This window comes from Burkholderia sola (genome assembly GCF_905400185.1).
Classification (GTDB): domain Bacteria; phylum Pseudomonadota; class Gammaproteobacteria; order Burkholderiales; family Burkholderiaceae; genus Burkholderia; species Burkholderia sola.
The window spans coordinates 3143721-3166116 of sequence record NZ_FR989675.1 but is presented as its reverse complement, the minus strand read 5'-3'; the positions used below and the strand labels follow the sequence as shown (position 1 = coordinate 3166116).

General features: G+C 67.2%; 24 protein-coding genes and 1 tRNA gene. 6 read left to right on the top strand and 19 right to left on the bottom strand.

Translation table 11 applies throughout. The features are described from left to right. Positions 1-299: 299 nt before the first annotated feature. The gene (gene ybiB, locus KR541_RS14630) at positions 300-1274 is read right to left on the bottom strand and encodes a DNA-binding protein YbiB (RefSeq protein ID WP_124593415.1); all 975 of its coding nucleotides are present in this window, start codon (positions 1272-1274) and stop codon (positions 300-302) included. A gap of 181 nt (positions 1275-1455) precedes the next feature. Between ybiB and maiA the strand changes: the two genes are divergently transcribed. Beyond that, positions 1456-2100 carry a maleylacetoacetate isomerase gene (gene maiA / locus KR541_RS14625; protein ID WP_050014852.1) on the top strand — a complete coding sequence of 215 codons (645 nt, stop codon included), beginning with the start codon at positions 1456-1458 and terminating at the stop codon, positions 2098-2100. Positions 2101-2196: 96 nt separating this feature from the next. Here maiA and ftsY read toward each other — a convergent pair whose 3' ends face one another. After that, positions 2197-3357 (bottom strand): signal recognition particle-docking protein FtsY, encoded by a 1161-nt coding sequence (ftsY, locus tag KR541_RS14620; protein ID WP_050014853.1) that lies wholly within the window; start codon positions 3355-3357, stop codon positions 2197-2199. A 215-nt stretch (positions 3358-3572) separates the two neighbouring features. Between ftsY and rsmD the strand changes: the two genes are divergently transcribed. The 3 genes from rsmD (at position 3573) to KR541_RS14605 (ending at position 5122) form a co-directional block, all read left to right on the top strand. Then, positions 3573-4187 (top strand): 16S rRNA (guanine(966)-N(2))-methyltransferase RsmD, encoded by a 615-nt coding sequence (rsmD, locus tag KR541_RS14615; RefSeq protein WP_050014855.1) that lies wholly within the window; start codon positions 3573-3575, stop codon positions 4185-4187. A gap of 111 nt (positions 4188-4298) precedes the next feature. After that, the gene (gene coaD, locus KR541_RS14610; protein WP_044847476.1) at positions 4299-4796 is read left to right on the top strand and encodes a pantetheine-phosphate adenylyltransferase; all 498 of its coding nucleotides are present in this window, start codon (positions 4299-4301) and stop codon (positions 4794-4796) included. A 59-nt stretch (positions 4797-4855) separates the two neighbouring features. After that, positions 4856-5122: a YfhL family 4Fe-4S dicluster ferredoxin gene (locus tag KR541_RS14605; RefSeq protein WP_213345791.1), complete on the top strand. Its 267-nt coding sequence runs from the start codon at positions 4856-4858 to the stop codon at positions 5120-5122. 82 nt (positions 5123-5204) lie between these two features. On the opposite strand, the gene hisC is transcribed toward KR541_RS14605, so the two are convergent. The 8 genes from hisC to KR541_RS14565 form a co-directional block, all read right to left on the bottom strand. Next, the gene (gene hisC / locus KR541_RS14600; RefSeq protein ID WP_050014857.1) at positions 5205-6272 is read right to left on the bottom strand and encodes a histidinol-phosphate transaminase; all 1068 of its coding nucleotides are present in this window, start codon (positions 6270-6272) and stop codon (positions 5205-5207) included. A 117-nt stretch (positions 6273-6389) separates the two neighbouring features. After that, positions 6390-6989: an aminoacyl-tRNA hydrolase gene (gene pth, locus KR541_RS14595; protein ID WP_050014859.1), complete on the bottom strand. Its 600-nt coding sequence runs from the start codon at positions 6987-6989 to the stop codon at positions 6390-6392. 120 nt (positions 6990-7109) lie between these two features. Continuing rightward, positions 7110-7715, bottom strand: a complete 606-nt coding sequence (locus tag KR541_RS14590) for a 50S ribosomal protein L25/general stress protein Ctc (RefSeq protein ID WP_011546248.1) — start codon at positions 7713-7715, stop codon at positions 7110-7112. 158 nt (positions 7716-7873) lie between these two features. Further along, positions 7874-8836, bottom strand: a complete 963-nt coding sequence (locus KR541_RS14585; protein WP_050014861.1) for a ribose-phosphate pyrophosphokinase — start codon at positions 8834-8836, stop codon at positions 7874-7876. A 44-nt stretch (positions 8837-8880) separates the two neighbouring features. After that, a tRNA-Gln gene (locus KR541_RS14580) sits at positions 8881-8957 on the bottom strand. Positions 8958-9012: 55 nt separating this feature from the next. Beyond that, positions 9013-9894 carry a 4-(cytidine 5'-diphospho)-2-C-methyl-D-erythritol kinase gene (gene ispE / locus KR541_RS14575; RefSeq protein ID WP_050014863.1) on the bottom strand — a complete coding sequence of 294 codons (882 nt, stop codon included), beginning with the start codon at positions 9892-9894 and terminating at the stop codon, positions 9013-9015. A 27-nt stretch (positions 9895-9921) separates the two neighbouring features. Then, positions 9922-10542 carry a lipoprotein insertase outer membrane protein LolB gene (gene lolB / locus KR541_RS14570; RefSeq protein ID WP_050014865.1) on the bottom strand — a complete coding sequence of 207 codons (621 nt, stop codon included), beginning with the start codon at positions 10540-10542 and terminating at the stop codon, positions 9922-9924. After that, a complete protein-coding gene (locus tag KR541_RS14565; RefSeq protein WP_050014867.1) occupies positions 10542-12365 on the bottom strand; it encodes a tetratricopeptide repeat protein in 1824 nt (607 codons plus the stop codon). Before KR541_RS14565 ends, lolB begins: the two co-directional genes overlap by 1 nt. Positions 12366-12611: 246 nt before the next feature. Between KR541_RS14565 and mutM the strand changes: the two genes are divergently transcribed. Together mutM and mutY are read left to right on the top strand one after the other, a co-directional pair. Then, positions 12612-13439, top strand: coding sequence for a bifunctional DNA-formamidopyrimidine glycosylase/DNA-(apurinic or apyrimidinic site) lyase (gene mutM, locus KR541_RS14560; RefSeq protein WP_050014869.1), 828 nt, complete (start codon positions 12612-12614; stop codon positions 13437-13439). 24 nt (positions 13440-13463) lie between these two features. Beyond that, entirely contained in the window at positions 13464-14570 is a 1107-nt protein-coding gene (gene mutY, locus KR541_RS14555) for an A/G-specific adenine glycosylase (protein WP_216089600.1), read from the top strand. 104 nt (positions 14571-14674) lie between these two features. On the opposite strand, the gene KR541_RS14550 is transcribed toward mutY, so the two are convergent. The 9 genes from KR541_RS14550 to lptC form a co-directional block, all read right to left on the bottom strand. Beyond that, positions 14675-15310 (bottom strand): LON peptidase substrate-binding domain-containing protein, encoded by a 636-nt coding sequence (locus KR541_RS14550; RefSeq protein ID WP_050014873.1) that lies wholly within the window; start codon positions 15308-15310, stop codon positions 14675-14677. A 27-nt stretch (positions 15311-15337) separates the two neighbouring features. Further along, positions 15338-16246, bottom strand: coding sequence for an RNase adapter RapZ (rapZ, locus tag KR541_RS14545; protein WP_050014875.1), 909 nt, complete (start codon positions 16244-16246; stop codon positions 15338-15340). Between the two features lie 74 nt (positions 16247-16320). Beyond that, complete coding sequence (hprK, locus tag KR541_RS14540) at positions 16321-17289, bottom strand: HPr(Ser) kinase/phosphatase (protein WP_006483133.1); 969 nt, start codon at positions 17287-17289, stop codon at positions 16321-16323. A gap of 129 nt (positions 17290-17418) precedes the next feature. Continuing rightward, positions 17419-17931, bottom strand: coding sequence for a PTS sugar transporter subunit IIA (locus tag KR541_RS14535; RefSeq protein WP_027806888.1), 513 nt, complete (start codon positions 17929-17931; stop codon positions 17419-17421). 194 nt (positions 17932-18125) lie between these two features. Next, positions 18126-18485, bottom strand: coding sequence for a ribosome hibernation-promoting factor, HPF/YfiA family (hpf, locus tag KR541_RS14530; RefSeq protein WP_006477786.1), 360 nt, complete (start codon positions 18483-18485; stop codon positions 18126-18128). Between the two features lie 159 nt (positions 18486-18644). Next, positions 18645-20150, bottom strand: a complete 1506-nt coding sequence (locus KR541_RS14525; RefSeq protein WP_089488830.1) for an RNA polymerase factor sigma-54 — start codon at positions 20148-20150, stop codon at positions 18645-18647. A gap of 172 nt (positions 20151-20322) precedes the next feature. Continuing rightward, on the bottom strand, positions 20323-21099 hold the full coding sequence (gene lptB / locus KR541_RS14520) for an LPS export ABC transporter ATP-binding protein (protein WP_050014881.1): 777 nt from the start codon (positions 21097-21099) through the stop codon (positions 20323-20325). After that, positions 21096-21761 carry a lipopolysaccharide transport periplasmic protein LptA gene (gene lptA / locus KR541_RS14515; RefSeq protein WP_050014883.1) on the bottom strand — a complete coding sequence of 222 codons (666 nt, stop codon included), beginning with the start codon at positions 21759-21761 and terminating at the stop codon, positions 21096-21098. Before lptA ends, lptB begins: the two co-directional genes overlap by 4 nt. Before the next feature lie 20 nt (positions 21762-21781). Next, positions 21782-22396 (bottom strand): LPS export ABC transporter periplasmic protein LptC, encoded by a 615-nt coding sequence (gene lptC, locus KR541_RS14510; RefSeq protein WP_012329238.1) that lies wholly within the window; start codon positions 22394-22396, stop codon positions 21782-21784.

The following is a 22396-nucleotide window of genomic DNA, read 5'->3' as shown; positions in this document are numbered from 1 at the left end:
GCGATGGCGCCGCGGATGCGGATGATCTTCGCGAATCGGCCGACGGATGGACGGACGAATGCTGACGACTTCGGGTTGTAAAAACTGCGAGAGGGGTACGGCGAGGAACTGCTGGGAGGACCGTGCGAACAGCACACGGCGCTACGACAGCCTTAGGCTAGTCGTAGCGATAGCGGCCGCGCTAGGCGGCCGGAGGTAATTCGGAGGGTGTTCGGAAAGGAACGCATGACGGCCACTCTATGCCAGGATGCGCTCGCGTGTCAAATGTCGGGATAAAGGGGCAGGTCGCCGCCGCGCCGTCAGCGCGCGACGCGGACGATCTGCACGATCGTCGCGACCTGTCGCGCGACCGTGTCGGGCACCGGCACCTCGCCGCGCAGCACCGCGTCCGTCCACGCGGCCGTGGTCGCCGCATCGCGCGACTCGGGCAGCGCGACGGGCGGCGCGTCGGTCGACGAACGCTCGGCGTCGATCAGCGTGTCGCACACGCCGTCGTGCAGCCAGTCGACCTGCACCTGGCGCCGCGTGTCGGCCACCGCTTCGCCTTCGGTGCCGCGTGCGAGCAGCGCGCCGCCCCGCGCGGCGTCCGGATGGTCGCGGAACAGCTGCGCGAGGCTATCGCGGTACGGCGGATGCGTGTAGTTGACGAGCCGCAGCCCGGCCGGCGCGAACGGCTGCAGGATCTTCACGAGCGTATGCGTCGAGTTGCGCACGCCGAGCACGCCGCGCATCGACAGCAGGTGCGCGATGCGCGGCGCCAGCACGTCGATCGGCGCGAATGCGACGCGGCGCTCGGCGAGCGTGTCCTCGATCGCATCGTGCGACGTCGACGGCGCGAGCGACAGCGCCGAGAAGATCTCGGCGCTCGTCACGCGGCCCGGATCGCGCTCCACCCCGTGCACCAGCACCGGTACGCCTTCGCGCGCGAGCAGCAGCGCGAGCAGCGGCACGAGATTCGGCTGCTTGCGCGCGCCGTTGTAGCTCGGGATCGACACCGGGCGGAACGCGGCGTCCTGTACGTGCACGGGCTCGAACGACGCTTGCGCGGCGGCGAGCATCGCGGCCAGTTCGTCGGCGGATTCGCCTTTCAGCCGATAGGCGATCAGGATCGCGCCGAGTTCGACGTCCGACACGCGCGCATCGAGCATCGCGCGATAAAGCTCGAACGTGTCTTCGGCGGACAGGGCGCGCGCGCCGTTGGGGCCGCGGCCGATTTCCTTGATGAAGCGGGCGCAAGGGAACGGAGCGGCGGCGGGATCGTGGGAAGCGGTCATCGGAACGTGGGGCGGGCGGCCGGCATCGGGCCGCGCGGTGAGCGGTGAGGAATGCCCCGAGTATCGCACGGGCGCGGCTGCGCACCGTGCCGCGCTACACTCTGGTTCCCGGCGGCGTACGCACCCGCTGCGCCGCGCCCGTGCCGCCGCCGGCCGAATACGACCAAAAGAGAGACATCCCATGAAGCTCTACAGCTATTTCCGCAGTTCCGCGTCGTACCGCGTGCGGATCGCCCTGAACCTGAAGCGGCTGCCGTTCGACTATGCGCCCGTGCACATGCTGCGCGACGGCGGGGAGCAACTGAAGGACGCATACCGCGCGCTGAATCCGGATGGGGTCGTGCCGACGCTGGTCGATGGCGACGCGACGCTGCAGCAGTCGCTCGCGATCATCGAATATCTCGACGAAACCCATCCCGAGCCGGCGTTGCTGCCGAAGCAGCCGGTCGATCGCGCGTACGTGCGGTCGGTGGCGCTGCAGATCGCGTGCGAAATCCACCCGCTCAACAACCTGCGCGTGCTCAAGTACCTGAAGCACACGCTGAATGTGCCCGAAGACGCAAAGAACGCGTGGTACCGGCACTGGATCGAGGCGGGCTTCGACACGCTCGAGGCGCGTCTCGCGAACGATCCGCGCACCGGCAAGCTGTGCTTCGGCGACACGCCGACGCTCGCCGACGTGTGCCTCGTGCCGCAGGTGTTCAACGCGAACCGCTTTGCGATCGACACCACGCGTTTCCCGACGATCCACCGGATCGCCGACCATGCGGCGACGCTCGATGCATTCAAGGCCGCCGAGCCGGGCGTGCAGCCCGACGCCGAATAAGCGCCGAACGAGTGTGGCGGCCCCGCGGCGAGCAGGATCGGGCGCGCATGAAAAAGGGCGCCCGAAGGCGCCCCGTGCGATGCGAGCCGGCGGCGTTCAGCCGAGCAGCGCGTCCGCGAATTCCACCGCGCTGAACGGCTGCAGGTCCTCGACCTTCTCGCCGACGCCGATGAAGTAGACGGGCACCGGCCGTTGCCGCGCGATCGCGGCGAGAATCCCGCCCTTCGCGGTGCCGTCGAGCTTCGTGACGATCAGGCCGGTCAGGCCCAGCGCGTCGTCGAATGCCTTCACCTGCGTGAGCGCGTTCTGGCCGGTGTTCGCGTCGATCACCAGCAGCACCTCGTGCGGCGCGCCGTCGTGCGCCTTCGCGATCACGCGCTTCACCTTCTTCAGCTCTTCCATCAGGTGCAGCTGCGTCGGCAGGCGGCCGGCCGTGTCGGCCATCATCACGTCGATCTTGCGCGCGCGCGCGGCGCTGACCGCATCGAAGATCACCGCGGCCGGATCGCCGCTTTCCTGCTGCACGACCGTCACGTTGTTGCGCTCGCCCCAGACCGCCAGCTGCTCGCGCGCGGCCGCGCGGAACGTGTCGCCGGCGGCCAGCAGCACCGACTGGTCAAAGCTCTGCAGATGCTTCGCGAGCTTGCCGATGCTGGTCGTCTTGCCCGCGCCGTTCACGCCGGCGATCATCATTACGAGCGGCTGCGCGCGGCCGAGCATCAGCGATTTCTCGAGCGGCGTCAGCAGTTCGACGAGCAGGTCGTGCAGCGCATCCTTCACCTGCTGCGGATCGGTCAGCCGGCCCGCGCGCACCTTCTCGCGCAGCGCGTCGAGCAGGTACTCGGTCGCGTCGACGCCCGCGTCGGACATCAGCAGCGCGGTTTCGAGCTCCTCGTACAGGTCCTCGTCGATCTTCGTGTTGACGAAGACGCCGGTGATGCTCGAGCCCGTCTTCGCGAGCCCCGTTTTCAGGCGCGCGAGCCACGACTTCTTCGCGGACGCGTCCTGCAGCGGCGGCGGGACGATCTCGACCGTCTCGACCACTTCGTCGCGGCCGTCGTTGGTCGGCGTGACCGTCACCACGACGGCCGGCGCGGCCGCTTGCGCGCTCGCCTGCGGCACGTCGGCCGCGGGCGGCGCCTCCGGCGCGGGCGCGTCGGCGTCGGACGCTTCGTCCGCTTGCTGCGCGTCGGCCGATTGCGATTCCGCCGGATCGGGCTCCTGCGTTTTCTTGAATCGTTTGAAGAAACTGAACATGGTCTGGCGTCGGGAAGAGGGCGGGCCGCCGCCGAGGGCGGGGCGCCGGACGGGCCGTTCTGCGTTCGCGCGGGCGCGGCGCTCGGCGGCCGAAACCGTGCATTTTATCAGTGCGGCGCGGCGCTCGCGTCAGTGCGCGTCGCCGCTGTGGTAACGTGCGCCTGTTTGGCGGCGCCCCTCGCGCGCGCCCGGTCCCTCCGTTGTCGATATCCCGTATGTCCCGTTCCTCTTCCGGCCGCCCCGCGGCCCCTTCCAGTCGCGGCAAGCCGCACGCGGTCCGCATCATCGGCGGCGACTGGAAACGCACGCCGCTCGCGGTGCTCGATCTCGACGGCCTGCGCCCGACGCCCGATCGCGTACGCGAGACGCTGTTCAACTGGCTCGGCCAGGATCTCGACGGTTGGCGCTGTCTCGACCTGTTCGCGGGCACCGGCGCGCTCGGCTTCGAGGCCGCGTCGCGCGGCGCGGCGAGCGTCGTGATGGTCGAGCGCCATCCGCGCGCCGCGCAGCAACTGCGTGCGATCAAGGACAAGCTCGGCGCCCGGTCGGTCGAGATCGCCGAAGCCGATGCGCTGCGGCTCGCGGCCGGGCTCACGCCGGGCGCGTTCGACGTGGTGTTCCTCGATCCGCCGTTCGACGACCTGGCCGCGCTCGAGCGCGCGATCGTGCTCGCGGCGCCGCTCGTCGCGGCGGGCGGCGCGCTGTACGTCGAAACGGGGGCGGAACTCGACCCGGCCGCGCACGACGCGCTCGCGGGCTGGCAGGTGGTGAAGCACGGCAAGGCCGGTGCGGTTCACTATCATTTGCTGCGGCGCGAAAATGATGAATAATGCGCGTTCCATACGAGGCGGCGCGCCGCAAAGGCGACGCATGCCCATCTCGGCAGCGGCGCGTGCATCGCACGGCTGCCATCCCGTTTGCGTGATGACAGGAGGAGCGACATGGTAGTCGCCGTGTATCCCGGTACGTTCGATCCGCTGACGCGCGGGCACGAAGACCTCGTGCGGCGTGCGTCGAGCATTTTTGATACGCTGGTGGTGGGCGTTGCCGACAGCCGCGCGAAGAAACCGTTTTTCTCGCTCGAAGAACGTCTGACGATTGCGAACGAGGTGCTCGGCCATTATCCGAACGTGAAGGTGATGAGTTTCACCGGCCTCCTGAAGGATTTCGTCCGCATCAACAACGCGCGCGTGATCGTGCGCGGCCTGCGCGCCGTGTCCGATTTCGAATACGAGTTCCAGATGGCGGGGATGAACCGCTACCTGCTGCCCGACGTCGAGACGATGTTCATGACGCCGTCCGACCAGTACCAGTTCATCTCGGGGACGATCGTGCGCGAAATCGCGCAATTGGGCGGCGATGTCAGCAAATTCGTGTTTCCGTCCGTCGAGAAGTGGCTGACCGAGAAAGTCACGGCGATGGGAGGCCCTGCCGCGTGACGCGGCGCCGGCCGGTTTCGTTGCGAAGCCGGCCGCCGGCCTGAAGAAGTGAGATCAGTATGGCTTTGATGATTACCGACGAGTGCATCAATTGCGACGTGTGCGAGCCCGAGTGCCCGAACGGCGCGATTTCGATGGGCCCGGATATCTACGTGATCGACCCGAACAAGTGCACCGAGTGCGTCGGCCATTTCGACGAACCGCAGTGCCAGCAGGTGTGTCCGGTCGAATGCATTCCGCGCGATCCGCAGCATGACGAGTCGCACGCGCAATTGATGGAGAAGTACCACGCGTTGATCGCCGTGAAGGGCGACGACGCGGCGTGACCCTGCGCTGACGCACGCACGCCGATTGGCGAGCGCGCGTCGCGCTTTCAGATCGACGCCGCCCGGCGCCGGTTCTTCCGTGTCAGCCCAGCAGCTCGCGCAGCGCGGCGACGAGCGCATCGCATTCGGCGTCGGTGCCGACGGTGATGCGCAGATGCTGGTCGATCCGCGGCAGCCGGAAGTGCCGCACGAAAATTTCCCGTTCCTTCAGCTTCGCCGCGATCGCGCCCCCGTCGTGCGCCGGATGGCGCGCGAACACGAAATTCGCGGCCGACGGCACGATCTCGAAGCCGAGCGCGTCGAGCGCATGCGTGAGCCGCGCGCGGCTGTCGATCACGCGCCGGCAAGTCGCGTTGAAATGGTCGGTGTCTTCGTACGCGGCCTGCGCGGCGACTTGCGCGAGCCGGTCGAGCGGATACGAGTTGAAGCTGTCCTTCACGCGGTTCAGCGCGTCGATCAGCGCCGCATCGCCGAACGCGAAGCCGACGCGCATGCCCGCGAGCGAGCGCGCCTTCGACGTCGTATGCACGACGAGCAGGTTCGGGTGGCGGTCGATCAGCGTAATCGCCGACTGCGCGCCGAAATCGACGTACGCTTCGTCGATCACGACGACCGACGACGGGTTCGCGGCCGCGATTCGCTCGACGTCCGCGAGCGGCAGCGCGCGCCCAGTCGGCGCATTCGGGTTCGGAAACAGCACGCCGCCGGCGTCGTCGAGATAGTCGTCGACGCGGATCGAGAAATCGTCCGCGAGCGGCACGACCGTGGTCTCGACGCCGTACAGGCGCGCGTAGGTCGGATAGAAGCTGTACGTGATGTCGGGAAAGCGCAGCGGCCGGTCGTGCTTGAGCAGCGCCTGGAACGCGTGCGCGAGCACCTCGTCGGAGCCGTTGCCGACGAACACCTGGTCGGGCTGGATGCGGTGATGGGCCGCGACCGTCTCGCGCAGCGCGCGTGCGACCGGGTCGGGATAGCGGCGCAGCGTATCGCCGGTGTCGCCGAGTTCGCGTGCGATCGCCGCGACGACGCGCGGCGACGGCGGATAGGGATTCTCGTTGGTGTTCAGCTTGACGGGGTGCGCGAGCGCGGGCTGTTCGCCCGGCACGTAAGGCACGAGTTGCTGAACGACGTCGCTCCAGTAACGGCTCACCGCTTGGCTCCTGTCGGGCAAAACGTCCAGATTACCGCATGTGCGCGTCGCGGTGGGGCAGGCGAGGCCGCCGGATTGCGTCGGACGGCCGATGCACCGGGCCGGTGCGCGGTGCGGTCAGTTGCGATGCAGCTGCATCGTCGCGCGATCGAGTTCGCCCTTGACGACCATCGGCATCACGGCGAGCGCGCGTTCGATCGATGCGTCGATCACGTCCTGCTCGTCGCGGCGCGGCGGTTTCAGCACGAAGTTCGCGACGTCGGGCTTCGCGCCGGCGCGCGCGCTTTCCGGAATCAGGTCGCGCGGATGGCCGATGCCGATCCGCAGCCGCCAGTATTGCTGCGACGACAGGTGCGCGGTGATGTCCTTCAGGCCGTTGTGGCCGCCGCTGCCGCCGCCGAGCTTCAGCTTCACGGTGCCGGGCGGCAGGTCGAGTTCGTCGTGCGCGACGAGGATCTGGTCGGGCAGGATCTTGAAGAATTGCGCGAGCGCGACGACCGACTGGCCGGAGCGGTTCATGTAGGTCTGCGGCTCAAGCAGATGGACTTCCTCGCCGTGCAGGCGCGCTTTCGCGTAGAAGCCGTGGAAGCGGCGCTCGTCGCGCAGCGTCGTGCCGGCTTCGCGGGCGAGCTGGTCGATCAGCCAGAAACCGGCGTTGTGGCGCGTCGCGGTGTATTCCGCCCCGGGATTGCCGAGGCCGACGATCAGTTTGATCATGACGTTTCGAAGGCGGCGGCCGCCGCCTGGGCGCAAAAAAAGAAAAACCCGCCGGGCAAGCCGCGGCGGGTTGCGTCGACCGTTTCGTGAAACGGATCGATGGGGCGTGCAGGCAGCCGCTTAGGCAGCCGGCGTTTCGCCTTCTGCTGCGTCCGACACGGCACCCGCCGGGACCGTCGCCGAAGCGATGACCGGGTTTTCCGCGTCGACGTGCGCGACCAGCGCGACGCCCTTCGGCAGCGCGATGTCCTTCGCGTGCAGCGATTGACCGGCTTCGATCTTCGACAGGTCGACTTCGAGGAACTCCGGCAGGTCAGCCGGCAGGCACTCGATTTCGATTTCCGTCGCGACGTGCGAAACGATCGCGCTCGACAGCTTCACGGCCGGGCTGACTTCTGCGTTCAGGAAGTGCAGCGGTGCCTTCGTGTGCAGCTTCTTCTTCGCGTCGACGCGTTGGAAGTCCACGTGCAGCACGAGTTGCTTGAACGGGTGATATTGCACGTCGCGCAGCAGAACCTGTTGCGACTGGCCAGCGACTTCCAGGTCGAGGATCGACGAGTGGAAGGCTTCCTTCTTCAGTGCATGCCACAGCGCGTTGTGATCCAGTTCGATCTTTTGCGGGGCTGCTTCGCCACCGTAGACGATACCCGTGGTCTTACCGGCGTTGCGCAGGCGGCGGCTCGCACCCGTACCTTGCTGTTGGCGCTCGAAAGCGACGACTTTCATGTGATTCTCCATGTGCTGCCCGCGACCAGGCAGTAAAACGGGGCCATCAAGCGGCCCCCGATGAAACGGCCGGGGTTTCGTCTATCCCGTCCGATTGTGCAAAAAGCGAAGCGTTGCCGCTTCGCTTTCCGCGCATGCTTTGTTCCGTCGATTCGCGATCAGGATTCCGCGAACAGCGACATCACCGAATCGCCGCGGCGAATCCGCGAGAACGTCTCGGCCAGCAGGCTCGCGCTCGTCAGCGAGCGGATCTTCGAGCATGCCAGCGATTCGGCCGACAGCGGGATCGTATCGGTGACGACCAGCTCGTCGAGTGCCGATGCGGCGATGCGATCTGCGGCGCCGCCCGACAGCACCGGATGCGTCGCGTAGGCAAAAACCTGCTTCGCGCCGCGATCCTTCAGCACTTGGGCGGCCTTGCACAGCGTGCCGGCCGTATCGACCATGTCGTCCATGATCACGCAGGTGCGGCCTTCGACTTCACCGATGATGTTCATCACTTCGGCGACGTTCGCCTTCGGACGACGCTTGTCGATGATCGCGAGATCGCAGTTCAGCTGCTTCGCGAGCGCCCGGGCACGCACCACGCCGCCGACGTCCGGCGACACGACGAGCAGATCCGAATAGTTCTGCTTGCGCAGGTCGCCCAGCAGGATCGGCGTCGCGTAGATGTTGTCGACCGGGATGTCGAAGAAGCCCTGAATCTGGTCGGCGTGCAGATCCATCGTGATGATCCGCTCGACGCCGGCGATTTCCAGCATGTTCGCGACGATCTTCGCCGAGATCGCGACGCGCGCCGAACGCGGGCGGCGATCTTGACGGGCATAGCCGAAGTAGGGGATGGCAGCGGTGATCCGGCCGGCGGATGCGCGCTTGAGCGCATCGACCATGATCATCAGTTCCATCAGATTGTCGTTCGCCGGTGCGCACGTGGATTGCAGGACGAAGACGTCCTTGCCGCGCACGTTTTCCTGGATCTCGACCTGGATCTCGCCGTCGGAGAAACGGCTGACCATCGCTTTGCCGAGGGGAATACCAAGGATACTGACGACTTCCTGGGCGAGCGCGGGATTCGCGTTGCCAGTAAAGACCATCAGGCCATCATGGCTGTGGCTGCTCATCGTGCACCTGCTTCAGGCTTGGGCGGGAAATGCGGGAAAATTTTTGGCAGGGGAGGAAGGACTCGAACCCTCGCATGCCGGAATCAAAATCCGGTGCCTTGACCAACTTGGCGACTCCCCTACACTTAACTGATAACTTCACCGAACTTGTGTAGGCCGTTCGGCAAAGTAAAACTTCATGACGCGAAAGCGAAGAGCGGATGCTCGTTCAGACTCTCGGCAACTGCGCCGTTCCAACTGGCGGGCAGCTTGGCTTTCGCCGCTTCTGCCTCGTGCTTGCTGTGAAACGCTGCAAACACGCTTGCTCCGGAGCCGGTCATCCTCGCGGGGGTCACATCATACAACCATTTGACCACCTGCGCAACTTCCGCGTACTTCCTTGTTACAACTTCCTGCATATCGTTCCGGCCGAAGCTGTCTGGCCATTCCGCATCGCTGGTTTGCTGTGCAAGAAAGTCAGCAATTGTGACGGGCTTTGTATCTCTTGTCAACAACTCATCTGAAAATATTTCAGCGGTCGGGACATGAACGCGTGGCGTCACAACCAAGAACCAGCGAGTCGGCAATTGTACCTCAGCTAATTCTTCTCCGATACCCTCTGCGAACGCATTTTTTCCGAAAATAAAAAACGGGACGTCGGCGCCGAGTTTGACCGCGAGCGACTGGAGTTCGGCGCGCGGCACATCGAGTTGCCACAGGCGGTTCAGCGCGAGCAGCGTCGTCGCCGCGTCGGAACTGCCGCCGCCGAGGCCGGCGCCCATCGGCAGGATCTTGTCGATCTCGATGTCGACGCCGTGCGCGGTGCCCGTATGCGCTTTCAGCAGGTTCGCCGCGCGCACGACGAGATCGCTTTCCTCGGGCACGCCGGGCACGTCGGTGACGCGTGCGACGCGGCCGTCGTCGCGCCGCGTGAAGTGCAGCGTATCGCCCCAGTTCAGCAGCTGGAATACGCTCTGCAGATCGTGATAGCCGTTCGGACGACGGCCGGTGATGTGCAGGAACAGGTTGAGTTTCGCGGGCGCCAGGCAGTTGCGCAGCGAGCGGGTCGAATCGGTCATGCGGGTATCGGGGCTAGGCGCGCGTGCTCACTGATCGAGCACGAGCTTGATGTCGAGCGGCGGCGTCGCGCGCACGAGGTTGACGCGTTTGACGCCCGTGGCCGGGGCATCCGCGTAGGCAAGGTAGTCGATCGTCCAGCCGTCCTGGTGCAACTGCTTGATGCGCGTGCCGTCGGCCGGGTCGCGCACGGTTTCCGCGGGCGTCGCGGGCGCGGCGGTCGGCAGCAGCCAATAGCGCAGGCCCGCGAGCGGCAGCTCGAAGCCGAGCGTTTTCTGCATCAGGTCGCCGACGTCGGGCGCATATTGGGTCGGGCGGTTCGGCAATTCGAGCGACGCCGCGCGCGGGGACGATTTCACGACCGCGAGCGTCTGGCCGAGCGGGCTGCGCAGCTCGAGCGACACGTCGTCGCCGTGCTCCTGCCAGTCGAAGTTGCCGTACACGTTCTGCGGGTTGCCGAGACGATCGTCGTACCGCACCGCGAAGCGGCCATGGTACGCATGCGTCGCCGCTGTCTGCAGCGCGGCGCCCGTCGGCGCGTTGGCCGACGGCGGCGTGCTCGCGCAGCCGGCGAGCGCAAGCGCCGCGCCGGCCGCGGCCAGCATGCGCTGCGCGCGGGAGAACCGGGAAAACATCGGGAGCATCCGCATCAGAGGCCGTTGATCTGCAGGCGTTTGAGCGTCTGCACGAGCGTTTCGTTGTCGGGCTCGAGCTTCTGCGCGGCACGCAACGCGTTGCGCGCGTCGTCCTGCGCGCCGCTCTTCCACAGCACTTCGCCGAGATGCGCGCCGATCTCGGCGTTCGGCTGCAGTTCGTATGCGCGCTGCAGCACCTTCGTCGCGCCGGCCGTGTCGCCCATCCGGTACTTCACCCAGCCGAGGCTGTCCATGATGTACGCGTCGTTCGGCGCGAGCGTCATCGCCTTGTCGATCAGCTTGCTGGCCTCGGGCAGCCGCTGGTTGCGGTCGGCGAGCGAATAGCCGAGCGCGTTGTAGGCCTGCGGGTTGTCGGGCTGCGTACGGATCAGCTCGCGCAACTGCTTTTCCATCGTCGCGTAGTGGCCGGTCTTTTCGGCCGCCATCGCGTAGTCGTAGCGCAGGTCGGGATCGTCCGGGAAGTCCTGGACCGCTTGCCCGAGCCGCGCTTCCGCTTCCGGATAGCGCTTCGCGGTGAACAGGATCGACGCATCGGTGCGCGCGACCACGGCCGCGTCGCGCGGATCGGAGATCGGCAGGTTGTCGAGCACCTTGCGCGCCTCGTCGGTCTTGCCCTGTTTCTGCAGCAGTTGCGCACGCGTGATCTGCGCGGGCAGGTAGTGCTGGCTCGTCTGGTCGACCTTGTCGAGCCATTGCGACGCCTGCGCGTCGTTGTTCTGGTCGATCGCGATCTGCGCGAGGTAGATGTAGCCCTGGCCGACGTCGAGGTTCGGCTGCTTGTCGCCGAGCTGCACGTACTGCTTCAGGTAGCCGGTCGCCTCGTCGAGTTTCTTCTGCTGGATCTTGATCAGCGCGAGCGCCATCAGCGGCGTCGGATCCTTCGCGTCGAGCTTGCGCATCGTCTCGAACTGCTTCTGCGCGTCGTCGAGGCGATCGTCGGCGAGATAGAGCTGCGACAGCGCGAGCCGCGCGTCGCGCGACTTCGGATTCTGCTGAACATACTTCTCGAACGACGCGATGCCCGCCGCGCGCTCCGCCGGCCCCATCTGCGACAGCATCAGCGCCGCCGGCAGGTAGTCGGGGCGGATCTGCAGCGCCTGCTTCAGCGATTGCGCGGCGCCGTCCTTGTCGTCGACCGCGAGCTGCTGCCGCGCGATCGCGAGCTGCGCCTCGGGGCGATTCATGTCGTTCTTCAGCATGTCCTTCAGCACCGCGAGGCCGCCGACGCGGTCGGGGCCGCGCACGAGCAGCGCCTGCAGCGCGAGGATCGCCGGGCCGCGCGTGTCGCCGGTCGCGCGGGCCAGCTCGCGCGCGAGCATGGGCTGCGCGTCGGCCGGCTTGCCGGCGAGCACCAGCAGCGCGGCGTCGACCTGCGACGCGCGGTTCGAATCCGGCGCGTACTGACGCCACAGGTTCGCGGCGGACAGTGCGTCGGCCGGGCTCTGCGCGCCGAGCGCGATTTCGGTCGCGCGCTGCGCCATGCGCGGATCGCGCGTGTCGCGGGCCAGCGCGAGGTAGGTCTGGTACGCCGGTGCCGGCTGGTTGCGCTGGAGCGCGACCTCGGCCGCGAGCACCTGATAGACGATCTGGCTCGTCAGCGGCACGCCGGGGAGATTCTTCTGCTCGTCCGGCATCACATGCTCGAACGCACCCTGCGGCTCCGCGTCGTCCGATGCCGGAGCCTGCGCGTGGGCCGGAAAGGCGGTGAGGGTCCAGGCGGCAAACAGCGCGGCACCGAGTGCACGGCGGACCGGGAAGGCGCGCGCGCCGCGCACGGCGGCGGGGCGCTTCTGAAGCAGCTTCGAGGGCAGAGTCATGGAAATCCGTTCGATGTTTCAACCGATTGTAACGCGCTCGCTACAATACACGCACGATCGTGATAGGGTCCGCTTACCTGCGGAATCCCCATGCGAATGCCCGAAATCGCCCGCCTCGCGTGCTGCCAGGCCGGCGATTTCGGGCATTCCCGTGTTTAATTCGGGGTCGCCGCGAGAACGGCCGTTCTCGCGGCGGCGCATGCGTGTTCCCCATGTAAGCAGACCGTAGCCTCAGACCCGCAAAACATGCCAGAGTTGCCAGAAGTCGAAGTCACGCGCCGGGGCATCGAGCCCTTTGTCGCGGGCCGCCGCGTCGAGCGTGTCGACGTCCGTACCGCGATGCTGCGCTGGCCCGTGCCGGCGGGGCTCGCCGAGCAGTTGCGCGCGCGCGAGGTGCTCGCCGTCGAGCGCCGCGGCAAGTACCTGCTGTTCGAAGTCGATGCCGGCTGGTTCATCGTCCATCTCGGGATGACCGGCACGCTGCGCGTGCTGCCCGCGGCCGGCGTGCCGGTCGCCGCGAAGCACGATCACATCGACTGGATCTTCGACGAATTCGTGCTGCGGTTCCGCGATCCGCGCCGCTTCGGCGCCGTGCTGTGGCACCCGCGCGAAGCCGGCGACGTGCATGCGCATCCGCTGCTCGCGAGCCTCGGCGTCGAGCCGTTCTCGCCGGCGTTCACCGGCGCGCTGCTGCATGCGCGCACGCGCGGCCGCACGGTGTCGGTCAAGCAGGCGCTGCTCGCGGGCGACATGGTCGTCGGCGTCGGCAACATCTATGCGTCGGAGAGCCTGTTTCGCGCCGGCATCCGGCCGACGACGGCCGCCGGCAAGGTGTCGCTGCCGCGCTACGAGCGGCTGGCCGATGCGGTGCGCGCGACGCTCGCCGACGCGATCGAGCGCGGCGGCAGCACGTTGCGCGATTTCGTCGGCAGCAACGGCGAAAGCGGCTACTTCCAGCTCGACTGCTTCGTCTACGATCGCGCCGGCCAGCCGTGCCGCGTCTGCGGCACATCGATCCGCCAGATCGTGCAGGGCCAGCGGTCGACCTATTTCTGCCCGACGTGCCAGCGTTGAAACCCTTTTCCACGATCAGACAACTTGAAGCCGCCCCGCATCGCCCCCGCTCCGTTCCCCGTCACGCCGCTGCACCGCACGTTCGCCACGCGTCTCGTCGCGTGGCAGCGCGAGCATGGCCGCCATGACCTGCCCTGGCAGAACACCCGCGATCCGTACCGGATCTGGCTGTCGGAAATCATGCTGCAGCAGACGCAGGTGTCGACCGTCATCCCGTATTACACGCGTTTTCTCGACCGCTACCCCGACGTCGCCGCGCTCGCGGCCGCGCCGACCGACGACGTGATGGCGCTGTGGGCGGGGCTCGGCTACTACTCGCGCGCGCGCAACCTGCACCGCTGCGCGCAGGTCGTCGTCGCCGAGCACGGCGGCGCGTTTCCGGCGACGCCCGACGCGCTGGCCGAACTGCCCGGCATCGGCCGCTCGACGGCTGCCGCGATCGCGTCGTTTGCATACGGCGCGCGCGCGACGATCCTCGACGGCAACGTGAAGCGCGTGCTCGCGCGGGTATTCGGCGTCGAGGGCTTTCCGGGCGAGAAGCGGGTCGAGAACGACATGTGGGCGCTCGCCGAATCGCTGCTGCCCGATGCCGCGAACGCGGCCGACGTGAGCGCGTACACGCAGGGGCTGATGGATCTGGGCGCGACGCTGTGCGTGCGCGGCAAGCCCGACTGCGCGCGCTGCCCGTTCGCGGGCGACTGCGTCGCGCAATCGACCGGCCGCCAGCGCGCACTGCCGGCCGCGCGGCCGAAGAAGGCCGTGCCGACGCGCAAGACGTGGATGCTCGTGCTGCGCGACGGCGACGCCGTGCTGCTCGAGCGACGGCCGCCGACCGGCATCTGGGGCGGCCTGTGGAGCCTGCCGCAAGCGGACGGCGATGCCGCGCTCGCGGATCTCGCGCGCGGCTTCGGCGGCGGCGGCACGGTGCCGCTCGCGCCGCTCACGCATACGTTCACGCATTTCCGGCTCGAGATCGAGCCGCGGCTGAGCGATCTGGCGGACGGCGGCGGCCTGCCGTCGCAGGCGCGGGACGCGGACACAGCGTGGGTGCCGCTGAGCCGGCTCGACGCGTACGGCGTGCCGGCGCCCGTGCGCAAGCTGCTCGATGCGCTGAGCGGGCCGCTGCTGTAACGAACGGGGAAGGGCGCGGCGCGGGCCGCGTTCGGGAAGGCGCGGCGTTGCCGCACGCAGGAAAGCCCTTCGGGTGGGCGCGACGCGCGATGCGCGAGCGGTCGCTACAGCCAGCCGTGCCGGTCGAGCACGTGGTGCACGGCGTCGATGCGCGCGCCGACGTCCGGAAACTCCATCAGCTTCTGCCGCGCGCGCAGGTCGAGCGGCAGCAGTTCCGCGAGGCGATTCGCTACCCAGCTCGGATCGTCGAGGCGGAACGGTTCGCCGAACGGCATTTTCTGCGGATCGGATTTCTTCAGCGCGTCGATGATGCGCTCGAGCACCTCGGCGCACGAGCCGAACTGCGCGAGCGCCTGTTCGCCTTCGAGCGGGATGTCGTCGGGCAGCGGCTCCGCGATGCCGACCAGCAGCCCGTTGCCTTCGACGCGATACGACAGCAGCTCGAAACGCTGCGTACCGACCGCCTGCAGATACAGCATCCCGAATTCGCCGGTATCGCACTCGGTGATGCGGGCCATGCAGCCGATGGTCTCGGGCACCGACACCGCGCCATCCTGCGCGACTTCGGGCCCGCTCTTGAGCAGGCACACGCCGAACGGTGCGTCGTCGCGCAGGCAGGCGCGCGACATGTCGAGATAGCGCGCCTCGAACACCTTGAGCGGGAGCAGCCCTCCGGGAAACAGCACCGTGTGCAGCGGAAACAGCGGCAGGTCGATCAGGGTGGTCGATAGGGAGGACATGGCGCGCGGGCGTGGGGGCGGGTGTCGCTAGGGTCGGTCGACCTCGGAGACGAGCCGCGACGACGCGTCGACATCCACTGGCGCGTCACGATGCCGCACGATCACGTTCGCGTCGCGCGCGAGGCGCGCGGCGAGCGTTTCCGCGATGAACACCGAGCGATGCTGGCCGCCCGTGCAGCCGATGGCGACGGTCAGATAGCTGCGGTTGTCGTCGCGGAAGTGCGGCAGCCATTTCATCAGGAACGCATGGATGTCGTCGATCATCTGGTGGACGATCGGCAGTGCGTCGAGAAAGGCGATGACCGGCTGGTCGAGCCCGGTGAGCGGGCGCAGCTCGTGGTCGTAGTACGGGTTCGGCAGCGCGCGCACGTCGAACATCAGGTCGGCGTCGAGCGGCACGCCGCGCTTGAAGCCGAACGATTCGAACATCACCATCAGGTCGTTGTTCTTCTGCTCGATGAAGCGCTTGACCCAGGTGCGCAGCGCGTTCGCGCGCAGCGTGCTGGTGTCGATCTGATGGCCGAATTCGGCGAGCGGCGCGACGAGCTCGCGCTCGCGCTCGATCGCTTCCTCGAGCGACGACAGCAGGCCGACGTCCGCATCGTGCGACCGCGAGCCGGACAGCGGATGGCGGCGGCGCGTTTCGGAGAAGCGCTGGATCAGCGCCTGGGTGCTCGCGTTGAGGAACAGCACGCGCACGTCGTGCTCGCGGGACAGCTCGCGGATCAGGCCGGGCATTTCGTCGAGCGACGCGCTCGAGCGCGCGTCGATCGCGACCGCGAGCCGGCGCTGGCCGTCCTGCGCGAGGTAGCGGGCGAGTTCGGGGAGCACGTGCGGCGGCAGGTTGTCGACGCAGTAATAGCCTGCGTCTTCGAGCGCGTTCAGCGCGACGGACTTGCCTGAGCCGGAGATGCCGGTGATGAGGACGATGCGCATGGGAACAGAGAATCCTGACGTTTCATCATAGCACCGGCTCGACGCGTCGGCGTTGCGCGGCCGGCGCGTGCGGGTTACACCAGTTTGCCGGGGAACTGACTGTCGGGGTCCTGCATCGCGAGTCGTTGCCGATCCATGAAATCGCGCAACGTGTCGATTCCGCGCAACTGCAGGATCGTGTTCCGGACGGCCGCCTCGACGAGCACCGCGAGGTTGCGGCCGGCCGCCACCTGGATCGTGACCTTGCTGATCGGCAAGCCGAGCACGTCGACGGTCTGGCTTTCGAGCGGCAGGCGCTGGAATTCGCCGTCGGGGCGCCGCACCAGCTGGACGATCAGCTTCAGCTTCATTTTCCGCCGTACCGCGGTTTCGCCGAAGATCGTCTTGATGTCGAGCAGGCCGAGGCCGCGCACTTCGAGCAGGTTCTGCAGCAGCGGCGGGCAGCGCCCTTCGACGAAATCGGGGCCAAGACGGACGAAATCGACCGCGTCGTCGGCGACGAGGCCATGGCCGCGGCTGATCAGCTCGAGGCCGAGCTCGCTCTTGCCGAGACCCGAATCGCCGGTCAGCAGCACGCCCATCCCGAGGATGTCGAGGAACACGCCGTGCAGCGTCGCGCGCGGCGCGAGGATGCGCGACATGTAGAGCCGCAGGCTGTCGATCACCGCGGCGGCCGACATCGGCGTCGTGAACAGCGGCGTGGACGAGCGCGTGCAGCGCAGCACCAGCTCGGGCGGCGCCGCGGCGCCGCCGGCGACGACGAGGAACGGCGGTTCGAGTGCGATCAGCTCGGCCATGTGGCGCGAGCGGTCTTCGTCGGTCTGGCGCTGGTAGTAGTCGATTTCGGCTTCGCCGAGCACCTGGATCCGGTTCGGGTGGATCAGGTTCAGGTGGCCGACGAGGTCGGCGCTGGACGTTGCGTTGCCGACCGTGTCGGCCGAAAAGCCGCGTTCCCAGCCTTCATGCCCCGTCAGCCAGCTCAGTTTCAGCGTCGCTGCGTTGTCGTCGAAGATGCTCTGGGCGTTGATGCTGGACGTATCCATGACTCTCGTCACTCCAATGGGCCGGCGCGGGCGCGCGGCGACGGACGTCGCCATGCCGGGCCGGCGCCGGGCGGCCCTGGACGGCGGCGCGTGCCGCCTCGTACGGGGAAATATTCCGCCCGGAACAACTCAAGGTTGCCACTGAGTGAGCAGGCGATGCAACTCGGCGATATCCGTTTCGTTGTGCAGACGCTCGCGCGCGTCGCGATCGGACAGCAGTTGCGCGATTTCCGACAGGATCTCGAGGTGCTGCTGGGTGGCTTGCTCGGGGACGAGCAGGAAGATCAGGAGGCCGACAGGCTGGCCGTCGGGCGCTTCGAACGGGATCGCATCGGCGAGGCGGACGAACGCGGCGAGCGGATGCTTGAGGCCCTTGATGCGGCCGTGCGGAATCGCGACACCTTCGCCGAGCCCGGTCGAACCGAGGCGCTCGCGCGCGAACAGGTTGTCCGTGACGGTGCTGCGACCGATGCCGTTCTGATTCTCGAACATCAGCCCGGCTTGTTCGAAGACGCGTTTCTTGCTGGTGACCGAGAGGTCGATGACGACGTTCTCTATGGGCAGGATTTTGGCTAGGCGATTCATGTTGGCAGGCGATTGGGCGGCCTGGGGTCTCCTTGCGGCGGCGGACTGATTTTCCATGTTCGGCGATATCAAGGCATGTGGCATGGCAACCTGCAACGCCGCTACCGCATCCAACACCCCCCGGCGATAACCGGAACATTATAGAGCACAGCCGCGTGCGTGGCGCAGCACGGACGGACCGGTTGCACCTGTGCTCGGCGTGGCAAAAAAAACGCCCGGCGAACCGGGCGGCGTGCGTGTTGCGGTGACGGTTATTGCGGCGGCAGTTCGATCTGGTCGATCGACGGCTGCAGCTTGATCGGATCGTGCGCATGCGTTTGCAGGCGCTCCATGTGCTTGACGACCTGGCGATCCAGCTTGTCGATCAACAGATCGATCGCGGCATACAGATTGCCGTTCGCGCTTTCGACGAAGATGTCCTTGCCCTTCAGGTGCAGGTTGATTTCCGCGCGCTGCTGCTTGTCCTTTTCCTTGTGGTTGTCGACCGAGAGGATCACAGTGCCATCGATCACCTGATCGCTATGCCGTAGCACCCGGTCCAGCTTGGTGATCACGTATTCGCGAATGGCAGGCGTGACTTCGAGATGATGTCCACTGATCTTCAGGTTCATAGTGCTTCTCCAAGCGAGTGACCACCCGGCCGCATCGAGGCGGCGCTCCGGTCGACTTGCCCGTGCCGCACGAAGGCGGCGTATCGCGGACAGGTCGCCCGGCCTGTTCCCCGTGTGCGCGGTGGTCGGGACACGCCTGCCGCCGGGCAGGCAGCAGGCTTAAAGAGACTTGCGCAGATTCACTGCCGGGATCTTGAGGGCTTCGCGATATTTCGCAACCGTGCGGCGCGCGACCACGAAACCCTGTTCTGCCAGCAGCTCGGCAATGCGGCTGTCCGAAAGTGGCGATTTTGGGTCTTCAGCTCCTATCAGTTGCTTGATGAGGGCTCGGATGGCGGTCGACGACGCGGCGCCACCGGTGTCGGTCGAGACGTGAGATCCGAAGAAGTACTTAAATTCAAGCGTCCCGAACGGGGTCAGCATGTACTTCCCGGTTGTCACACGGCTGACAGTCGACTCGTGTAGGCCCAGCGTATCAGCTATTTCCCGCAAAACCAAGGGGCGCATGGCAATTTCACCGTGCGCAAAGAAGTTCTTTTGACGCTCGACAATAGCCTGCGCGACACGCAGGATCGTGTCGAATCGCTGCTGGATATTCTTGATCAGCCAGCGCGCTTCCTGGAGCTGCTGTTTCAGCGATCCGGCCGACGGATCGCCGCGGCTGTTGCGCAGGATGTTCGCGTACAGGTTGTTGATCCGCAGGCGCGGCACGACCTCCGGATTGAGCTCCGCGAGCCAGCCCTGGCCGGCCTTCTTCACGATGATGTCGGGCACGACGTAGTCGGCCTCGGCCTTGCCGTACGCGGCGCCGGGGAACGGCTCCAGCGAGCGGATCAGCGCGTGCGCGTCGCGCAGCGCATCGTCGCTCGCCTTCAGGTGCTTGCGCAACCGGGTGAAGTCGCGTGCGGCGAGCAGTTCGAGATGCTGCGACACGATCTCGAGCGCGAGCGTGCGCGTGGGGGACGGATCGAGGCGCAGCAGCTGCAGCTTCAGGCATTCGGACGCCGAGCGCGCGCCGACGCCGGCCGGGTCGAAGCTGTGCAGCAGCGCGAGCGCCGCGTTCAGTTCGTCGCAGTCGATTTCCAGTTCGGGCGGCAGGTCGGCGAGCACTTCGTCGAGCGTGGCGGTCAGGTAGCCGTCGTCGTCGAGCGATTCGATCAGGAACATCACGAGCGCGCGATCGCGCGGGCCGGCTTGCGTGACGCGCAATTGCGCGGCGAGGTGGTCGCGCAGCGACGTCGCGGCTTCCTGCACCTGCAGCGGCGGCAGGTCGTCGTCGTCGGACGCGCCGCTCGAGCGGCCGTATTCGTCGAGGTTCCACTGCGGGCCGTCGTTGCCGTCGCCGGACCCGTAACCGTCGTATTCGTCGGCGCCGGCCGGCTCGTCGCGCTCGGCGCGGTCGCTGGACGTGCTGCTGCCGTTCGTCGCGGCCGGCTCGGTGTTCTGTGCGGGCGGCGTCTGCGCGATCAGCGATCCGTCCGCCGCGACGCGCAGCGGGCTGGCGATCCATTCGTCGTCGTTCTCGAGCAGCGGATTCTGCGCGACGGCCATCGCGACTTCCTGCTGCAATTCGAGCGTCGACAACTGCAGGAGCCGGATCGACTGCTGCAGCTGAGGCGTCAGCGCAAGATGTTGCGACAGGCGGAGTTGAAGGCTGGCTTTCATGGCAAGGAGGGAGTCATACCGGCAGTTTGCCACGACCCAGGCGCATTGAGCCATCCGCGATTACGCGCGGCGCGCCGCCCGGCCGCGGGCAGGGCCGCGGGCGTGGATGCAAAGCGGGGCGCAGCCCCGCGCGGCGATGCCGGGCGGGGTGCAGCCAGCCACGAGGAGGACGTTACATGCGGAAGTGTTCGCCGAGGTACACGCGGCGCACGCTTTCGTTTTCGATGATTTCGCTCGGCGCGCCGGCGGCCAGCACCGACCCGTCGCTGATGATGTACGCGTGGTCGCAGATGCCGAGCGTTTCGCGGACGTTGTGGTCCGTGATCAGCACGCCGATGTTGCGCTGCTTCAGGAACTTGACGATCTTCTGGATCTCGAGCACCGCGATCGGGTCGACGCCGGCGAACGGTTCGTCGAGCAGGATGAAGTTCGGGTTGGTCGCGAGCGCGCGTGCGATTTCGACGCGGCGCCGTTCGCCGCCCGACAGCGACAGCGCGGGGTTTTCGCGCAGGTGGCCGATCTGCAGCTCGTCGAGCAGCGCTTCGGTGCGCGACGAAATCGCGTCCTTCGACAGGCGCTTGCCGTCTTCGCCGTACTGCAGCTCGAGCACCGCGCGGATGTTTTCCTCGACGGTCAGCTTGCGGAACACGGACGCTTCCTGCGGCAGGTACGACAGGCCGAGCGATGCGCGCTTGTGGATCGGCAGCAGGCCGATCGAGCTGCCGTTCAGCGAGATCTCGCCCGCGTCCGTCGGCACGAGGCCGACGATCATGTAGAACGACGTGGTCTTGCCGGCGCCGTTCGGGCCGAGCAGGCCGACGACTTCGCCGCTCTTCACGTCGAGCGACACGTCCTTCACGACCGTGCGCGAGCCATAGCGCTTCTTCAGGTTGCGGACGACGAGCGAACTCGTCGTGCCGGCCGGCTGGCGGTTCGGAAGCGCGTTCATTGGCCCGGTGCTCCCTGGATCGTGGTCGACGGCGACAGCTTGGCCGGCGCGCCGTTCAGCGGCGCGGGGCCGCCGTTCTTCGGCGACAGCATCGCGCGCACGCGGCCGTTCGGGTTGCCCGGCGCCGCGACGTCCTTGCCGCCCTTCGCGGTGTAGAAGTCGCGCTGGCCGTCGTACGTGATCACGCTGCCGTGCACGGTGTCGGCGACCGTCGACGTGCCCTGCAGGCGGCGCACGGTCGCGGCGGTGGTCAGCGTGGTCAGGTCCTGCTTGCCGTCGTAGTCGATGCGCTCGGCGTCGCCGTCGATGTATTCGTCGAGGCCTTCGCGCTTCTGGCGGAACGTCGCGTGCTTCTTGCCGCTGCCGAACGACGTCGCGTACTGATAGCCTTCCGGGTCCTGGCGCACTTCGACGCGATCGCCCTTGATGATGATCGTGCCCTTCGTGATCACGACGTTGCCGGTCGCGACCGTGACCTGCTTCAGGTCGTCGTAGGTCAGGTTGTCGGCCTCGACGTTGATCGGCTTGTTCTGGTCGGCCTTCTCGGCATGGGCGAGCGGCGCCAGCCCGACGAGCGGGAGCGCCACGAGCGTCGCGGCGAGCGCGGCGCGGACGGCGCGCGCAGCGCCGCCGGAAATCAGTCGAGGGAACGGTTCGTTCATGCAGTCACGTGAGGGATGCGTCACTTGGGTTGACCTTTCGAGCCGCCGGACGTGTCCGCCGCGGCAATCGTGCCGCGCACGTTGCCGTAAAGCTCGATGACCCGGGTGACGTTGTTGTACTTCATGCCGTCGGTCGCGTTGACGAGCGACAGGCCGCGCTGAAGTTTAACCGGCTTTTCGGTCTGGATCACATCGTCATTGACGAAGATCCGGAAATGCTGCGAATCGGCCTGCATCTGCGGATCGCCGCCGCCGGCCGCGCGCAGGATGCGTGCATCGTCGTACAAATCGACGATCGACACGTCGCCGTTGACGGTGCCGCGCTTCGCGGTGGTCGTCACGACCGGCTTGCCGGGCTGGAACGCGCGCATGGCCGGATCGGTCAGGTCGCTGCCTTCCGTGTCTTCGTAATGAACCAGCTTCGCGGCCGTCAGCCGGTACTGGGTCGTGCCGGTCTGGTCGAGCTCGGTGACCGAGAAGTTGTCCGCGAAATAGTCGGGCGTGTGGCGTTTCGGCTGCGCGACGCCCTCGCCGGGCGGCGGCAGCGTGGCCTGCAGCAGCCACCAGGTGACGCCCGCGAGCGCAGCGACCGCGGCGAGCGGCAGCATCTGGGTCCAGCGGAAATGCGTGCTCAT

What these genes read in the sequence shown, in the direction of transcription:
- ybiB (WP_124593415.1), bottom strand. Translation starts at nt 1,274, where the DNA reads ATGACCGCTTCCCACGATCCCGCCGCCGCTCCGTTCCCTTGCGCCCGC.
- maiA (WP_050014852.1), top strand. Translation starts at nt 1,456, where the DNA reads ATGAAGCTCTACAGCTATTTCCGCAGTTCCGCGTCGTACCGCGTGCGG.
- ftsY (WP_050014853.1), bottom strand. Translation starts at nt 3,357, where the DNA reads ATGTTCAGTTTCTTCAAACGATTCAAGAAAACGCAGGAGCCCGATCCG.
- rsmD (WP_050014855.1), top strand. Translation starts at nt 3,573, where the DNA reads ATGTCCCGTTCCTCTTCCGGCCGCCCCGCGGCCCCTTCCAGTCGCGGC.
- coaD (WP_044847476.1), top strand. Translation starts at nt 4,299, where the DNA reads ATGGTAGTCGCCGTGTATCCCGGTACGTTCGATCCGCTGACGCGCGGG.
- KR541_RS14605 (WP_213345791.1), top strand. Translation starts at nt 4,856, where the DNA reads ATGGCTTTGATGATTACCGACGAGTGCATCAATTGCGACGTGTGCGAG.
- pth (WP_050014859.1), bottom strand. Translation starts at nt 6,989, where the DNA reads ATGATCAAACTGATCGTCGGCCTCGGCAATCCCGGGGCGGAATACACC.
- KR541_RS14590 (WP_011546248.1), bottom strand. Translation starts at nt 7,715, where the DNA reads ATGAAAGTCGTCGCTTTCGAGCGCCAACAGCAAGGTACGGGTGCGAGC.
- KR541_RS14585 (WP_050014861.1), bottom strand. Translation starts at nt 8,836, where the DNA reads ATGAGCAGCCACAGCCATGATGGCCTGATGGTCTTTACTGGCAACGCG.
- ispE (WP_050014863.1), bottom strand. Translation starts at nt 9,894, where the DNA reads ATGACCGATTCGACCCGCTCGCTGCGCAACTGCCTGGCGCCCGCGAAA.
- lolB (WP_050014865.1), bottom strand. Translation starts at nt 10,542, where the DNA reads ATGCGGATGCTCCCGATGTTTTCCCGGTTCTCCCGCGCGCAGCGCATG.
- KR541_RS14565 (WP_050014867.1), bottom strand. Translation starts at nt 12,365, where the DNA reads ATGACTCTGCCCTCGAAGCTGCTTCAGAAGCGCCCCGCCGCCGTGCGC.
- mutM (WP_050014869.1), top strand. Translation starts at nt 12,612, where the DNA reads ATGCCAGAGTTGCCAGAAGTCGAAGTCACGCGCCGGGGCATCGAGCCC.
- KR541_RS14550 (WP_050014873.1), bottom strand. Translation starts at nt 15,310, where the DNA reads ATGTCCTCCCTATCGACCACCCTGATCGACCTGCCGCTGTTTCCGCTG.
- rapZ (WP_050014875.1), bottom strand. Translation starts at nt 16,246, where the DNA reads ATGCGCATCGTCCTCATCACCGGCATCTCCGGCTCAGGCAAGTCCGTC.
- hprK (WP_006483133.1), bottom strand. Translation starts at nt 17,289, where the DNA reads ATGGATACGTCCAGCATCAACGCCCAGAGCATCTTCGACGACAACGCA.
- KR541_RS14535 (WP_027806888.1), bottom strand. Translation starts at nt 17,931, where the DNA reads ATGGAAAATCAGTCCGCCGCCGCAAGGAGACCCCAGGCCGCCCAATCG.
- hpf (WP_006477786.1), bottom strand. Translation starts at nt 18,485, where the DNA reads ATGAACCTGAAGATCAGTGGACATCATCTCGAAGTCACGCCTGCCATT.
- KR541_RS14525 (WP_089488830.1), bottom strand. Translation starts at nt 20,150, where the DNA reads ATGAAAGCCAGCCTTCAACTCCGCCTGTCGCAACATCTTGCGCTGACG.
- lptB (WP_050014881.1), bottom strand. Translation starts at nt 21,099, where the DNA reads ATGAACGCGCTTCCGAACCGCCAGCCGGCCGGCACGACGAGTTCGCTC.
- lptA (WP_050014883.1), bottom strand. Translation starts at nt 21,761, where the DNA reads ATGAACGAACCGTTCCCTCGACTGATTTCCGGCGGCGCTGCGCGCGCC.
- lptC (WP_012329238.1), bottom strand. Translation starts at nt 22,396, where the DNA reads ATGAGCACGCATTTCCGCTGGACCCAGATGCTGCCGCTCGCCGCGGTC.